The organism is Streptomyces sp. NPDC059009, assembly GCF_042740175.1.
Lineage (GTDB): Bacteria > Actinomycetota > Actinomycetes > Streptomycetales > Streptomycetaceae > Streptomyces.
On record NZ_JBHYJB010000085.1, the window covers coordinates 1 to 15175 of the forward strand.

A 15175-nucleotide genomic window follows, 5' to 3' on the forward strand; every position below is an offset into this window, starting at 1 on the left:
GCTCAAAAGAGCCCGTCCGGCGATTGAGGACGAGGCGCGAAGCGCCGATGGGGGTCCGGGGGGCGGAGCCCCCCGGAGGGTGCCCCAGGACGGTTACCCCAGTCGGGAGACGTCCCGCACCGCGCCCTTGTCCGCGCTCGTCGCCATCGCCGCGTACGCCCGCAGCGCCGCCGACACCTTGCGCTCGCGGTTCGCGGGGGCGTACACGCCGTTCAGGGCGGAGTCGCGGCGGGTCAACTCGTCGTCCGCGACCAGGAGTTCGATCGTGCGGCCCGGGATGTCGATGCGGATCCGGTCGCCGTCCTGGACCAGGGCGATCGTGCCGCCCGAGGCCGCCTCGGGCGACGCGTGGCCGATCGAGAGGCCCGACGTACCGCCGGAGAAGCGGCCGTCCGTGATCAGGGCGCAGGTCTTGCCGAGGCCGCGGCCCTTGAGGAAGGAGGTGGGGTAGAGCATCTCCTGCATGCCGGGGCCGCCCTTGGGGCCCTCGTAGCGGATGACCACCACGTCGCCGTCCGTGATCTGCTTGTTGAGGATCTTCTCGACGGCCTCCTCCTGGGACTCGCAGACCACCGCGGGGCCCTCGAACGCCCAGATCGACTCGTCGACGCCCGCCGTCTTCACCACGCAGCCGTCGACGGCGAGGTTGCCCTTGAGGACCGCCAGACCGCCGTCCTTCGAGTAGGCGTGCTCGGCGGAGCGGATGCAGCCGCCCTCGGCGTCCGTGTCCAGGGCCTCCCAGCGCTCCGACTGGGAGAAGGCGGTGGCGGAGCGGACGCAGCCGGGGGCCGCGTGCCACAGCTCGACGGCCTCGGCGGAGGGCGAACCCCCGCGCACGTCCCAGGTCTTGAGCCAGTCGGCGAGGGAGGCGGAGTGGACCGTGTGCACGCCCTCGTTCAGCAGGCCGCCGCGGTAGAGCTCGCCGAGGAGGGCGGGGATGCCGCCCGCGCGGTGCACGTCCTCCATGTAGTACGTGCGGTCCTTCGCCACGTTCGGGGCGACCTTGGCGAGGCACGGGACGCGGCGCGAGACCGCGTCGATGGCGTCGAGGCCGAAGTCGACGCCCGCCTCCTGGGCGGCGGCCAGCAGGTGCAGGATCGTGTTGGTGGAGCCGCCCATCGCGATGTCGAGCGCCATCGCGTTCTCGAAGGCGTCGAAGGTGGCGATGTTGCGCGGCAGGACCGTCTCGTCGTCCTGGTCGTAGTAGCGCTTGGTGATGTCGACGACCGTGCGGCCCGCGTTCTCGTAGAGGGCGCGGCGGGCGGTGTGTGTGGCGAGGACCGAGCCGTTGCCGGGCAGGCTCAGGCCGATGGCCTCGGTCAGGCAGTTCATGGAGTTGGCCGTGAACATGCCGGAGCAGGAGCCGCAGGTCGGGCAGGCGTTCTCCTCGATGCGGAGGATGTCCTCGTCCGAGATCTTGTCGTTCACCGCGTCCGAGATCGCGTCGACCAGGTCGAGGGTGCGGACCGTGCCGTCCACGAGGGTCGCGCGGCCGGACTCCATCGGGCCGCCGGAGACGAAGACCGTGGGGATGTTCAGGCGCAGGGCGGCGTTGAGCATGCCCGGCGTGATCTTGTCGCAGTTCGAGATGCAGATCAGGGCGTCGGCGCAGTGGGCCTCGACCATGTACTCGACCGAGTCCGCGATCAGGTCGCGGGAGGGCAGCGAGTAGAGCATGCCGCCGTGGCCCATCGCGATGCCGTCGTCGACCGCGATCGTGTTGAACTCGCGCGGGATGCCGCCCGCCTCCGTGATCGCCTCGCTGACGATGCGGCCGACGGGGGCGAGGTGGGTGTGGCCCGGCACAAACTCGGTGAAGGAGTTGGCGACCGCGATGATCGGCTTCCGGCCGATGTCCGCGCCTGGTACCCCGGAGGCTCGCATCAGGGCGCGTGCGCCCGCCATGTTGCGGCCGTGGGTGACTGTGCGGGACCTCAGCTCGGGCATCGTCGCTCGCTCCTTCAGGGACGTCAGAGACGTGACGTCAAGACTGCGGTCGAGCGTACGCCGCCGCTCCGAGATCTGGACAGGCTGTCCGGATGACGGGACGGCTGTCTCGCTGAGCGACCAGCCCCCAGGTGCGGGCCGGGGTCTCTCAGTCCCCCGTCAGGTGCCCCTGCACCACCGGCGCCACCCGGGCGATGACCTGCTCCGCGTCCGCCGACGCCAGCGGCTCGACCTTGATCACATAGCGGAGCATCGCGGTGCCCACGAGCTGGGCGGCGGCGAGGGTGGCCCGCAGTTCGGCGTCGGGCAGTTGAACGCGGCGGGCGATCCGGCCGAGCAGCTGGGCCGCGACCAGGCGCCGGAAGACCGCGGCCGCCGTCTCGTTGTTCACCGCGGAGCGCACGATCGCGAGGAGCGGGGCGCGGGTCGCGGGGTTCTCCCAGATGCCGAAGATGAAGCGGGTCAGCCGCTCCCCGACGCCGTCGAGCGGGCCCTCGTCGATCGCCCCGGAGGCCGAGAGCGCGGGCACGAAGGCCACCTCCACGGCCGCCTCGAAGACCTGTTCCTTGGTGCCGAAGTAGTGGTGCACGAGCGCCGGGTCGACCCCGGCTGCCTTGGCGATGGAGCGCACCGACGTCTTCTCGTACCCGCGCTGCGCGAACTCCTCGCGGGCCGCCGCGAGGATCCGGTCGCGGGTGGCCGGGCCCGCCGCCGACTCCGTACGGGAGGGGCGTCCCCTGCGGCGCGGAGCGGTGGCCGTCACGGGCGCGAGGCCGTCGCCGAGGAGGCCAGGTGCAGGCGGGTGTAGGCGAGGGCCTCGGCGAGGTCGGCCTCGCGTTCGGCGCTGGACATGGCGCGGCGGGTGTTGACCTCGATCACCACGTGGCCGTCGAAGCCGCTGGTGGCGAGGCGCTCCAGGAGCTCGGCGCAGGGCTGGGTGCCGCGGCCCGGGACCAGGTGCTCGTCCTTGGCGGAACCCTTGCCGTCGGCGAGGTGGACGTGGCCGAGCCGGTCGCCCATGCGGTCGATCATCTGCATCGCGTCGGTGCGGGCGGTCGCGGTGTGGCTGAGGTCGACCGTGAAGTGGCGGTAGTCGTCCTTGGTGACGTCCCAGTCGGGGGCGTAGGCGAGCATCTCGCGGTCGCGGTAGCGCCACGGGTACATGTTCTCGACGGCGAACCGCACATCCGTCTCGTCGGCCATCCGCCAGATCCCCGTGACGAAGTCGCGGGCGTACTGCCGCTGCCAGCGGAACGGCGGGTGCACGACGACCGTCGAGGCGCCCAGCTTCTCGGCGGCGGCCCGGGCCCGCTGGAGCTTCACCCAGGGGTCGGTGGACCAGACGCGCTGCGTGATCAGCAGGCAGGGCGCGTGCACGGCGAGGATCGGGATGCGGTGGTAGTCGCTGAGGCGGCGCAGCGCCTCGATGTCCTGGCTGACGGGATCCGTCCAGACCATGACCTCGACACCGTCGTAGCCGAGGCGCGCGGCGATCTCGAAGGCCGTCGCCGTCGACTCCGGATAGACCGAGGCCGTCGACAGGGCGACCTTCGCATCCGGGATGCGCACCACTGGTTCTGCCACGAGGGACAGAGTACGGGCCCTCACTTCGCCCCGGGGAGCCCGGGGGATCCGGGGCATCCGGTCTCGGCCGATACGCCTCCCCGCCTCTCCCTGTCCGCTGCCTGTCCGCTCCCTGCCCGCTGCTTCCCCGCGCCCTGTCCCCCCCTACGTCGGCAGGTGGTCCAGTCGCCGCAGGATCACGCCCTCGCGCAGCGCCCACGGACAGATCTCCAGCGTCTCGACGCCGAAGAGGTCCATGGCGCCCTCGGCGACAAGCGCCCCGGCGAGCAGCTGTCCGGCCCGGCCCTCGGAGACCCCGGGCAGCTCCGCGCGCTCGGCGGCCGTCATCCCGGCGAGCTGGGGCACCCACTCCTCCAGGGACCTGCGCTTGAGATCCCGCTGGACGTAGAGCCCCTCGGCGCTGCGGGCGGCGCCCGCGAGCCGGGCCAGCTGCTTGAAGGTCTTCGAGGTCGCCACGACGTGATCCGGCTTCCCGAACCTGCTGAACTCCCCGACCGTACGGGCGATCTGGGCGCGGGCGTGGCGGCGCAGGGCCTTCACGTCGGCGGCGTCCGGCGGGTCCTGGGCCAGCCAGGACGCGGTGAGCCGCCCCGCGCCGAGCGGCAGGCTGACCGCCGCGTCGGGCTCCTCGTCGATGCCGTACGCGATCTCCAGGGAGCCGCCGCCGATGTCGAGCACGAGCAGCTTGCCCGCGGACCAGCCGAACCAGCGGCGGGCCGCGAGAAAGGTGAGCCGGGCCTCCTCCTCGCCGGTCAGGACCTGGAGGTCGACGCCGGTCTCCGCGCGGACGCGGCTGAGGACCTCATCCGCGTTGCTGGCCTCGCGCACGGCGGAGGTCGCGAACGGCAGCAGGTCCTCGACGCCCTTGTCCTCGGCGGCCTGCAGCGCCTCCCGCACGGTGGCGACCAGCTGGTCCACGCCATCGGGGCCGATCGCCCCCGCGTCGTCGAGGAGTTGGGCGAGGCGCAGCTCGGCCTTGTGCGAGTGCGCGGGCAGCGGCCGGGCACCGGGGTGGGCGTCCACCACCAGCAGGTGCACCGTGTTCGAACCGACGTCGAGGACTCCGAGTCTCATGTACGGAACGCTACGCCGGGTCGGGGCTCCGTCGGTCTTCGGCCAGGGTCCGGCGCGCATACCCTTGAGTCGTGCCAAAGACGAAAAAGGCGAAGACCGACAAAACGAAGGCATCGAAGTCGGGGAAGCCGAAGGACGCGAAGCAGGCAAAGGGCGCGAAGAACGCCAAGGGTCCGGCGCCGGACGAGAAGGGCCTCGACTTCGCCCGTGCCTGGGTGGAGTTCCCTGATCCGGCGGACGACGAGCAGGTCTTCCGCTGCGATCTGACATGGCTGACCTCTCGTTGGACCTGCATCTTCGGCAGCGGCTGCCAGGGCATCCAGGCGGGGCGCGCGGACGACGGCTGCTGCACGCTGGGCGCGCACTTCTCGGACGAGGACGACGAGAAGCGGGTGGCGGGCTTCGTGGCGCGGCTCACGCCCGACATCTGGCAGCACCACGACATCGGCACGGAGACGGGCTGGGTGTCCCAGGACGAGGACGGCGAGCGCCAGACCCGCCCGTACAACGGCTCCTGCATCTTCCAGAACCGGCCGGGCTTCAAGGGCGGCGCGGGCTGTTCGCTGCACATCCTGGCGCTCAAGGAGGGCCGCGAGCCGCTGGAGACCAAGCCGGACGTCTGCTGGCAGCTGCCGGTGCGGCGCACCTATGAGTGGATCGACCGGCCCGACGACACCCGCGTCCTCCAGGTCTCCATCGGGGAGTACGACCGCAGGGGCTGGGGCCCCGGGGGCCACGACCTGCACTGGTGGTGCACCTCGGCGACGTCGGCGCACGGCGCGGGCGAGCCGGTGTACGTCTCGTACCGGCCGGAGCTGATCGAGCTGATGGGCAAGGCGGGCTACGACCGCCTCGCCGAGCTGTGCGAGGAGCGGCTCGCCTCTCAACTCCCGCTGCTGGCACCGCATCCGGCGGATCCGCAGACCGCTTCGTAGCTCAGCCCGGGCCCGGGTCGCCGCTGCCGCTGGGCGGCGGCGACGTGTCGCCCGGGTCGGACGGGGTGGTCGTGGGGTCCGAGTCGGTCGGCGTCGGGGTCGGGTCCGTGGGGGTCGGATCGGTCGGGGTCGGGTCCGTGGGCGTGGGGTCCGTGGGGGTCGGATCCGTCGGTGTCGGGTCCGTGGGCGTGGGGTCGGTCGGGGTCGGGTCCGTGGGGGTGCCGGGGTCGGTGGGGGTGGTGGGGTCCGTGGGGTGCGGCGAGGTCGAACCGCCGCTGCCGTGGCCGTCGATGGAGATGACCGCTCCGGAGGGGGCGATCGCGATGCGCGCACGCCAGTGCCCGGACGGCTCCCTGTTCTGATCGACGTACACCTGGATCGTGACCGTCTCGCCCGGCCGCAGCGTCCCGGAGGACTGGCTCAGATAGAGCCAGGAGGCGCCTGTGCGCGCCGACCAGTGGACCGGCGCGCCCCCGGAGGCCGTCAGCGTGATGAGCGTCGTGCCGCCGCTGGGCTGGGCCTCCACGGTGAGCCGCCCGGGGCCCGTACGGGAGTCGCTGGGCGCCTCGCCGCCGCTGATGACCTCTACGGAGACGTCGGGTGAGCGGCTGCCCGCGGTGAAGCGGGGGTCGGGGGTGGTGTCGGCGTTGCCCGCGTTCTCGTACCGGTCCCGCGCGCGGTCGCCGTCCATGCCGCCGGGGTTCTCGGCCTCGCTCGCGGAGACCGAGCTGCCGCCCTGGCTCTCGCCGGTGAGCGGGCCGCGGTAGGCGGCCCAGAGGGCGAGCACCGGGGCGGCCACGACGGTGGCGACGACCGTCGTCGTGACGGCACGCGCGCGGAGGCGGTCGCGGCGGGCGGCGTGGTCCTTCGGGTCCATCGGGAAGCCGCGCCGGTCGAAGCGCGGGACCCCGCCCCTGCGGCCGGCGCGCGGGCCGTGGGCGAGGGCCATGTGCAGGGCCGCGCGCGGGGCTTCGAGCACGGGAAGCGCGGCCGGGGTGACGGCGGTGCCGGGCCAGGCGCCCGCTCCGGCGCGCTCGGCGGTGCGACGGCAGCGGGGGCAGTCGTCGACGTGCCGGACGAGCTCGCGGCGCAGAGCGGTGCCGAGGAGGAGCTGGTTGTCGCCGGTGAGACGGGCCACGGCCGGGCAGGTGCCGGTCTCCACGACGGCGAGCGCGGCGCGGGTCCGCTCGACCTCGCAGGCGGCGGAGGCGAGCAGCTCGCGCGCGCGGGCGGGGTCCATGCCGAGGACGGCGGCCACTTCGGCGGGACCGAGCTGGTGGCGGACGGCGAGCTCAAGTGCCTCGCGCTGCTCGGGAGTTGTGCCCGCCGCCTCCGGCCAGGCCAGCTGGGCCAGCTCGCGGGTGCGCTGCCGCTCGGCCTCCGGGGAGAGCGGGGCGGGCCCGGGCTCGCGGGCGGCGCGGCGGCGGGTGGTGGATTGCGGTGCGGTGGCGGCGTGAGCCTGGCGGCCGCGCTTGGCCTCGGCGAGCCGGCGCAGACAGACCCAGCGCGCGAGGGCGTAGAGCCAGGGGCGCAGATCCGTTTCGGCAGCCGGAGCGTGCGCGCGTGCGCCCCGGCTCTCGGCGAGCGTGAGGACGTCGGCGAGGGCAGCGGTGGCGGCGTCGTGGTCGCACAGCACGGAGAGGCAGTACGTGAACAGGCCGTCCAGGAACGGCTCGTGGCGCGGGGCCGACGGGGACGTCGGCGAGGACGCGGCGGATGATTCGGGCGCACTCTTCGCCGAGCGCGCCGCGGACCGGGACGGCGCGCGCTTTCGCGCGTCTCTGTGCGCCCGGTGTGCGCCGGTTGCGTACGGGGAGGTTTCCGGCCTGCTGCTCATCACCCGTGCGACCGTAGGCGGATGATGCCGGGCCCTTCTCCCCCCTTGAGCACTTTTAATCCTTACGGGTGAACAGATCCCTCAAAAGGGGACAGGAAGCGCAGATTCCGGCGACCGTGCGCCCCGGCCGGCCTCCCTGACGGCGCTCGACGACCACCGGGCACGGCCACCGAGCACCGCACCGGGCACGGCCGCCGACACCCACTGTCAGTGTCCCCCGCTACGGTTCCGTGCATGGCTGCCCGTACGAAATCGACCAACACCGGCAAGCAACGCCCGTCCTACCGCTGCACCGAGTGCGGCTGGCAGACGGCCAAGTGGCTCGGCCGCTGCCCCGAGTGCCAGGCGTGGGGAACGGTCGAGGAGTACGGCGCGCCCGCTGTGCGTACGACGGCCCCCGGCCGCGTCACCTCCTCCGCGGTCCCCATCGGCCAGGTCGACGGCCGCCAGGCCACCGCCCGCACCACCGGCGTGCCCGAGCTGGACCGCGTCCTCGGCGGCGGCCTGGTGCCCGGCGCCGTGGTGCTGCTCGCGGGCGAGCCCGGCGTCGGCAAGTCGACGCTGCTCCTGGACGTCGCGGCGAAGGCGGCCAGCGACGACCACCGCACGCTCTATGTCACCGGCGAGGAGTCGGCGAGCCAGGTCCGCCTGCGCGCCGACCGCATCAAGGCGATCGACGACCACCTGTACCTGGCGGCCGAGACCGATCTCGCCGCCGTCCTCGGCCACTTGGACGCGGTGAAGCCGTCCCTCCTCATCCTCGACTCGGTGCAGACGGTCGCCTCCCCGGAGATCGACGGGGCACCGGGCGGCATGGCCCAGGTCCGCGAGGTCGCGGGCGCCCTGATCCGCGCCTCCAAGGAGCGCGGCATGGCGACCCTCCTGGTGGGTCACGTCACGAAGGACGGCGCCATCGCGGGCCCCCGCCTCCTGGAGCACCTGGTGGACGTGGTGCTGCACTTCGAAGGCGACCGCCACGCCCGCCTCCGCCTGGTGCGCGGCGTGAAGAACAGGTACGGGACGACGGACGAGGTCGGCTGCTTCGAGCTCCACGACGAGGGCATCACCGGCCTCGCCGACCCCAGCGGCCTCTTCCTCACCCGCCGCGCCGAGCCGGTCCCCGGCACCTGTCTCACGGTCACCCTGGAGGGCCGCCGCCCCCTCGTCGCCGAGGTCCAGGCCCTCACCGTCGACTCCCAGATCCCCTCCCCCCGCCGCACGACGTCCGGCCTGGAGACCTCCCGCGTCTCGATGATGCTGGCCGTCCTGGAGCAGCGCGGCCGCATCAGCGCGCTCGGCAAGCGCGACATCTACAGCGCGACGGTGGGCGGCGTGAAGCTCTCCGAGCCCGCCGCCGACCTCGCGGTCGCCCTCGCCCTGGCCAGCGCGGCCAGCGACACCCCGCTGCCGAAGAATCTCGTCGCGATCGGAGAAGTGGGCCTGGCGGGCGAGGTCAGAAGGGTCACGGGCGTGCAGCGCAGACTGGCCGAGGCGCACCGCCTCGGCTTCACCCACGCCCTGGTTCCCGCCGACCCCGGCAAGGTCCCGCCCGGTATGAAGGTCACCGAAGTCGCCGACATGGGGGACGCGCTGCGTGTCCTTCCCCGGTCCCGTCGCCGAGAGGCCCCACGGGAGGAGGAAGACCGCCGGTAGACTTTGCCCTGGTCTCGCCCATCCGTACGAAGCAAGGCGTGCGGCAGTGGGCTCAGGGGGCCTGGACAACCTGCGACCCGAGGAGTGCAGTGGCAGCCAACGACCGGGCAGCAGGCCCCGGCAAGCCCGGTGGCGCCCTGGGTGCCGATGGTCTGATGCGCGCCGCCCTGAGCGCGGTCGCGCCCGGCACGGCCCTGCGCGACGGCCTGGAGCGCATCCTCCGCGGCAATACCGGCGGCCTGATCGTCCTCGGCTTCGACAAGACGGTCGAGTCGATGTGCACGGGCGGCTTCAACCTGGACGTCGAGTTCACGGCGACCCGCCTGCGCGAGCTCTGCAAGCTCGACGGCGGCATCGTCCTCGACAAGGACATCACCAAAATCCTGCGCGCGGGCGTCCAGTTGGTGCCGGACCCGACGATCCCCACGGAGGAGACGGGCACGCGCCACCGCACCGCGGACCGCGTCAGCAAGCAGGTCGGCTTCCCGGTCGTCTCCGTCTCCCAGTCGATGCGCCTCATCGCCCTCTATGTCGACGGCCAGCGCCGCGTCCTGGAGGACTCGGCGGCGATCCTCTCCCGCGCCAACCAGGCCCTCGCGACCCTGGAGCGCTACAAGCTCCGCCTGGACGAGGTCGCGGGCACCCTCTCCGCCCTGGAGATCGAGGACTTGGTGACCGTGCGGGACGTCACCGCGGTCGCCCAGCGCCTGGAGATGGTCCGCCGCATCGCCACGGAGATCGCGGAGTACGTGGTGGAGCTGGGCACCGACGGCCGCCTGCTCGCCCTCCAACTGGACGAGCTGATCGCGGGCGTCGAGCCGGAGCGCGAGCTCGTCGTGCGCGACTACGTCCCCGAGCCCACCGCCAAGCGCTCCCGCACGGTGGACGAGGCGCTCGCCGAGCTGGACTCCCTCAGCCACGCGGAGCTGCTCGAACTGCCCATCGTGGCCCGCGCGTTGGGCTACACCGGCTCCCCCGAGGCCCTGGACTCGGCGGTCTCCCCCCGCGGCTTCCGCCTCCTCGCGAAGGTCCCGCGGCTGCCCGGCGCCATCATCGACCGCCTCGTCGAGCACTTCGGCGGCCTGCAGAAGCTGCTCGCCGCGAGCGTGGACGACCTGCAGACGGTGGACGGGGTGGGCGAGGCCCGGGCCCGCAGCGTGCGCGAGGGTCTCTCGCGGCTCGCGGAGTCCTCGATCCTCGAGCGCTACGTGTAACCGGCGGCGCCCTCAAGGGAGTTGGGGCGCCTTCAAGGGAGTTGGGGCGCCCTCAAGAGAATTGGGGCGCCGCACCTCCGTAAGCCCCGGTAAGGCTCAGTCCTTCTCCAGCACGAACGACGCCCGCGCCGCCCCGAGCCCTGGCGCCTTCGCCTCCACCAGGTACGTGCCCGCCTTCGCGGAGCCAGCGGGCGGCGTCGCGCAGTGGTCCGCGCTCGGCTTGCGGTCCCACTCCACGGCGTGCGTGACCTTGCCCTCGGCGGGGATGCGCAGCAGCAGGGAGCCGCTGCCGCCCGGGCAGTCGTCCGAGGACCAGATCTCGTCGTCGGTGTCGGCCTGAGTGATCGTCAGCACCGTCTCGGCGCCGCCGAGATCGAGCTTGCAGGCCCCGCCCGAGCCGTTCGCCGCGGTCACCTCGAACTTGGGCTTCTCCCCGACCTCGTACGAGTTCTTGATGCTGCGCAGCGTCAACTTCACGTCGCCGCTGGTGCAGTTGGGGAGGCGGGACCCGGCGGGCAGCCGGTCGCCCGAGCCTCCTCCGCCCTTCGCGCCGTCGTCGGAGCCGGAGCCCCCGGCCCCGCCGGAGCCGGACCCGTCACCCCCGCCGTCGCCCGAACCGGAACCGTCACCGCCGCCGTCGCCCGCACCGCTGCCGCTCGACTCGTCGCGCCCGCCCGGGTGTTCGCTGATGGCGGGCCCGGAGCCCGAGGGGCCGGGGGTGATGGAGGTCGCGGGGCCCTTGTCGTTGGGTCCGCCCGCACCGTTCTTCCCGTCCCCGCCACCGGAGGTGACGACCCATACGACGAGGAGGAGAAGCAGTCCGAGCACGGACAGCAGAACGGCCCTCCGTCGCCAGTAGATGGAGGAGGGAAGCGGCCCGACCGGATTGCGCAGAGATCCCACGGCCCAAACCTTACGAGAGATCCGCGGCTTCTCCTGCCCCACCCGCCGCCCTCGGCCACATCTTTTGCCGATCATCATCCCGGATCCGGGCGTCTTCCCCTGTCTTTCGTCAGGGGTGTGAGGGGCCGATCGCCAGGTGTGACGATTCGGGTCCACTCCGTACCGTCCGTAATCATGGACACCATGGACGACGATCTCTACCGCGACATCACCGATTTCGCCCACGACACTCCCTCGTGGGTGCAGCACCTCGCCGAGGTGTGGACGGAGCTGGGCCTGCTGCTCTTCGGCGTGCTCTTCGTCGTCGCGTGGTGGCGGGCGCGGCGCGGTGATCCGCGTGCCGTCGCGGTCGCGGTGCTCGCGCCGCTGGCCACGGCGGTGGCGTACGTCTGCAGCGAGCTGATCAAGTCCGCGGTGGACGAGGAGCGGCCCTGCCGGGCGGTCTCCGGCGCCGTGACCTCGCTCGTCGAGTGCCCGCCGCACGGCGACTGGTCGTTCCCCAGCAACCACTCCACGATCGCGGCGGCCGCGGCGGTCGGGCTCGCGCTCGCCTGGCCGCGGATCGCGGCGCTGACCGTGCCGATGGCGGTGCTCATGGCCTTCTCGCGGGTCTTCGTCGGCGTGCACTACCCGCACGACGTGGCGGTCGGACTGGTGCTCGGCGCCGTCCTCGCCTTTGTCGTCGTCCGGCTCGCGACGCGTCCGGCGACACGGGTGGTGGAGGCGATGCGCGGGTCCTCGACGGGCCTCGTGCGCTGGTTCGCGGGCCCCGGCCCGGCCCGCCCCGCCCACCTCACGACGGCTCCGCCGCAGGTCCCCGACACCCCGACGATGACGCTGCCGCGCCACGACCCCCGGCACACGCCCGCCGAGGGCCACCACCCCCATGCCCCCTCCGCGGGCCACACCCCCCACGCACCGTCCGACGGCCAGGCGCACACGCCCTACGACGGCCGCTCGCACCGCCCCTGAGCCCGGCTCACCGGGTCACCGGGTTACCGGGTCACCGGGTCACGAGGCCCGCTTCGTACGCCACGATCGCCGCCTGGACGCGGTTCTTGACCCCCAGCCGGTCGAGGACCGCGCTCACATACGCCTTCACCGTCCCCTCGACGAGGCTGAGCCGGGCGGCGATCTCCGGGTTGGACAGCCCCTCGCCGACGAGCCCGAGCACCTCCCGCTCGCGCGGCGTCAGGACCTCGGTACGGGCCCGGGCCTCGGCGGCCCGGCCGAGCCGCTGGGCGCCGAAGCCGTCGATGACATGGCGGGCCACCTTCGGTGACAGGAAGGCCGCGCCACCCGCCACCGCCCGTACACCCGCGATGAGTTCATGCGGATCACCGGACTTGAGCAGGAACCCGGTGGCACCACCGCTGAGGGCACGCGCGATGTAGGCGTCCTCGGAGAAGGTCGTCAGCATGGCGACGGCGCTCCCCGGTACCGTCCGGGCGATCTCCTCCGCCGCCGCGAGCCCGTCGAGACGCGGCATGCGGATGTCGAGCAGGGCGACATCGGGCCGGTGGGCCTGCGCGAGGGCGACCGCCGCACGCCCGTCGGCGGCCTCGGCGACGATGTCGATGTCCTGCCCGGCGGCGAGGATGGCCCGCACGCCCGCCCGGATCATGGCCTCGTCATCGGCGAGCAGCACGCGGATCACGAAGCACCCTCCCCGGCCGACGGGCGAACACCCGGCACCGACCGCCGCACCACGCCTCCACCCTCGCCACCACCACCGCCACCACCTCCACCACCGCCACGCCCACGACCTACACACACCGCCCGCGTCACCGCGCTCACCGCATCCACTCCTTCTCCTCCTCCTGCACTTCCTGTCCCGTACCGGCCTTGGGGATCACGCTCTTCGCCACCAACCTCGGCCCGTCGGGTCCGGCGCCCGCGAAGCACAGCCTGAAGTGCGCGACCGTGGTGAAGAGTTGGCCGCTGGCGCGGTAGTAGCGGCAGTCGGCGCCTGCCGGGGCGCGGGGTGCGCGGTCGGTCGGCGGGTCGTCCTCCGCCCGGTCCGGAAGCAGGGGCTGTACGTCGGTCAGGGCGGCGCCGAGGTGCAGGCGCGCGTAGTCGTCGGGGTCGAGGACGGAGTGCGAGCGCGAGTACGCGTACCAGCCGAAGGCTCCGCCCACGAGCAGCACGCCCGTGCCGACGGCGGCGCCGAAAGCCAGGGCGGTGCGGCGCCGGGCGAGGGCGAGCACGGTGCCGGGGGCACCCCGCAGCTCCTCCGGCACCCGCGGGGCACCCCCGGCCGGTACGCGGGCCCGGATCCGGAATCCGCCGTCACCGTGCGGCCCCGCGTCGAGGCTCCCGCCGAGCGCCGCGAGCCGGTCCCGCAGCCCGGCGAGACCGGAGCCCCCGCCCGCTGCTGAACCAGGCTGCTGGGGACGTTCGTTGGTGACCGTGACCAGGGCGGCGGAGGGCTCGTGGTCGACGCGGACCTCGACGGGCGCGCCGGGCGCGTGCTTGGCGGCATTCGTGAGGGCTTCCTGGACGACTCGGTGGACCATGCGCCGACGGCCGGCCATGCGATCGCCCCTGGTCAACTCCCGGGCTCCCACATCACCCACCTCATCGCCCGCCTCATCACCTGTCTCCTCGCCGCCCCCTTCCCCGCCGACGTAGCGCACGTCGAGCCCCGACTCCGCGGCGCGCGCCACGAGGGCCTCGACCGTCTCGCCGGGCGGGGCCAGCGGGGCCGGTTCGTCGTCCTCCTCGCGGAGCAGGCCGATGATCTGGTGGAGCCGGTCCGTGGCGTCGGAGGCGGCGACGCGCAGGTCCGCGGCGGCGTCGCGGTGCCGGTCCGGCAGGTCGGGGGCGACCTGGAGGGCACCCGCGCGCACGGCGATCAGGCTCAGCTCGTGGCCCAGCGAGTCGTGCATGTCCTGGGCGATACGGGCCCGTTCGCGCAGCCGGGCCCGGTCGGCGACGATGCGCTGCTCCTGCTCCAGCTGCTCGGCGCGGGCGAGCGCGGCCGTGGTCAGCTCGCGGCTCTGGCGCCCGTAACGGCCCGCGAGCCACGGAAACACCGCCCCGAAGAGCAACGTCCCCATGAGGACCAGCCACTCCACGACGGGATCCACGTCCCGTACGACGATCTTGGCCGTGCCCACCAGGGCGACCGCGCCGAAGGCGAGCAGCGCGGGTCGCTCGCGGCGCGCCCGGCGGCCGAGCTGGAAGGCGAAGACGGCGAGCGCGGCGCCGTACGAGAGCGAGAAGAGGGACGGGCCCGCGGTCAGGCCGAGGCCCGCCGCGAGCAGGAAGGCGAGCAGCGGACGGCGTCTGCGGGTCGCGCAGGCGAGTGCGAGGGCCGTGAGCGAGGTGAGCTGCTGTGCGGGGCCGGTCGGCTCGTTGAAGCCCAGCCGGTCCACGGAGAGCGCGGGGGCGGCGAGGGCGGCCCAGAGCAGGGCGTCGGCGAGGCGAGGGCTCTTCACGGTGCCGACGGTACGGGGGCGGGTGGGGGCGGCGCCCCTGCCGATCGTCAGGGTGCGGGTGGTCCCTGCCGGGGGGCTTCTTCCCCAATCCCGCCCCTTCCCGAAACGGCGACTCCGTCGCCCCTGGGGCGCTCTTCCTGGGGCTTTGCCCCTAGACCCCCGATCGGCCTGAACGGCCTCGTCCTCAAACGCCGGACGGGCTGAAGGGCACCCCCGGGGTGAGGCTGAAGAGGCCCGGGGGGAGAGGGGAAGCAGGGGAAAGGCGGGGAAGGGCGGGAGGGGAAGGCGCCTGGGGGGGAGGCGGGGACGGGCTGGAAGGGGGGGCGGGCGGCAGACGTGCGACCGCCAGGGGACAGGGGGCGTGGCGGGGACGGGGCGGCCTGCGGACGTTCGACGGCCAGGGGTGGGATGCGGGGAAGTGTGGCAGGGGCGACACGGCCTGCAGACGCGCGCGACGGTCAAGAGGTGTGGAAGGGGCGATACGGGCCGTAGACGGGCGACGGCGCAAGGGGTGGGGGCTGTCTACCGAGAGGCGCGGGCAGGGATGACGGCCCGCAGACGGGCGACGGCGCAAGGGGTGGGGACGCG

At 73.4% G+C, this 15175-nt stretch carries 11 protein-coding genes and 1 pseudogene; 4 read left to right on the top strand and 8 right to left on the bottom strand.

What is annotated here, in order from left to right:
• Positions 1-93: 93 nt before the first annotated feature.
• The 4 genes from ilvD to ACFWYM_RS44340 form a co-directional block, all read right to left on the bottom strand.
• Positions 94-1947 carry a dihydroxy-acid dehydratase gene (gene ilvD / locus ACFWYM_RS44325; RefSeq protein ID WP_384851201.1) on the bottom strand — a complete coding sequence of 618 codons (1854 nt, stop codon included), beginning with the start codon at positions 1945-1947 and terminating at the stop codon, positions 94-96.
• 148 nt (positions 1948-2095) lie between these two features.
• Positions 2096-2710: a TetR family transcriptional regulator gene (locus ACFWYM_RS44330; protein WP_384851203.1), complete on the bottom strand. Its 615-nt coding sequence runs from the start codon at positions 2708-2710 to the stop codon at positions 2096-2098.
• A complete protein-coding gene (locus ACFWYM_RS44335) occupies positions 2707-3531 on the bottom strand; it encodes a sugar phosphate isomerase/epimerase family protein (RefSeq protein ID WP_384851205.1) in 825 nt (274 codons plus the stop codon). The genes ACFWYM_RS44330 and ACFWYM_RS44335 overlap by 4 nt, the downstream gene beginning before the upstream one ends.
• A 144-nt stretch (positions 3532-3675) precedes the next feature.
• The gene (locus ACFWYM_RS44340) at positions 3676-4605 is read right to left on the bottom strand and encodes a Ppx/GppA family phosphatase (protein ID WP_384851207.1); all 930 of its coding nucleotides are present in this window, start codon (positions 4603-4605) and stop codon (positions 3676-3678) included.
• Positions 4606-4676: 71 nt separating this feature from the next.
• Here ACFWYM_RS44340 and ACFWYM_RS44345 point away from each other — a divergent pair, with 71 nt between their 5' ends.
• Positions 4677-5540: a hypothetical protein gene (locus tag ACFWYM_RS44345; protein WP_384851209.1), complete on the top strand. Its 864-nt coding sequence runs from the start codon at positions 4677-4679 to the stop codon at positions 5538-5540.
• A gap of 1 nt (position 5541) precedes the next feature.
• Here the strand turns inward: ACFWYM_RS44345 and ACFWYM_RS44350 are convergent, their stop codons facing one another.
• Complete coding sequence (locus tag ACFWYM_RS44350; RefSeq protein ID WP_384851211.1) at positions 5542-7380, bottom strand: hypothetical protein; 1839 nt, start codon at positions 7378-7380, stop codon at positions 5542-5544.
• A gap of 231 nt (positions 7381-7611) precedes the next feature.
• Between ACFWYM_RS44350 and radA the strand changes: the two genes are divergently transcribed.
• Both radA and disA read left to right on the top strand, forming a co-directional pair.
• Positions 7612-9030 (top strand): DNA repair protein RadA, encoded by a 1419-nt coding sequence (gene radA / locus ACFWYM_RS44355; protein ID WP_384851212.1) that lies wholly within the window; start codon positions 7612-7614, stop codon positions 9028-9030.
• 89 nt (positions 9031-9119) lie between these two features.
• A complete protein-coding gene (gene disA, locus ACFWYM_RS44360) occupies positions 9120-10244 on the top strand; it encodes a DNA integrity scanning diadenylate cyclase DisA (protein ID WP_384851214.1) in 1125 nt (374 codons plus the stop codon).
• 96 nt (positions 10245-10340) lie between these two features.
• On the opposite strand, the gene ACFWYM_RS44365 is transcribed toward disA, so the two are convergent.
• Complete coding sequence (locus tag ACFWYM_RS44365) at positions 10341-11147, bottom strand: hypothetical protein (RefSeq protein WP_384851216.1); 807 nt, start codon at positions 11145-11147, stop codon at positions 10341-10343.
• A 174-nt stretch (positions 11148-11321) separates the two neighbouring features.
• Between ACFWYM_RS44365 and ACFWYM_RS44370 the strand changes: the two are divergent.
• Positions 11322-11939, top strand: a pseudogene (locus ACFWYM_RS44370) (phosphatase PAP2 family protein); the annotation flags it as partial.
• A gap of 211 nt (positions 11940-12150) precedes the next feature.
• On the opposite strand, the gene ACFWYM_RS44375 reads toward ACFWYM_RS44370, so the two are convergent.
• The gene (locus ACFWYM_RS44375) at positions 12151-12804 is read right to left on the bottom strand and encodes a response regulator (protein WP_384851217.1); all 654 of its coding nucleotides are present in this window, start codon (positions 12802-12804) and stop codon (positions 12151-12153) included.
• Between the two features lie 136 nt (positions 12805-12940).
• A complete protein-coding gene (locus ACFWYM_RS44380; RefSeq protein WP_384851219.1) occupies positions 12941-14587 on the bottom strand; it encodes a sensor histidine kinase in 1647 nt (548 codons plus the stop codon).
• Positions 14588-15175 lie beyond the last annotated feature (588 nt).

Coding starts and splice junctions, on each gene's coding strand:
- ACFWYM_RS44340 (WP_384851207.1), bottom strand. CDS start 4,605: ATGAGACTCGGAGTCCTCGACGTCGGTTCGAACACGGTGCACCTGCTG.
- ilvD (WP_384851201.1), bottom strand. CDS start 1,947: ATGCCCGAGCTGAGGTCCCGCACAGTCACCCACGGCCGCAACATGGCG.
- radA (WP_384851212.1), top strand. CDS start 7,612: ATGGCTGCCCGTACGAAATCGACCAACACCGGCAAGCAACGCCCGTCC.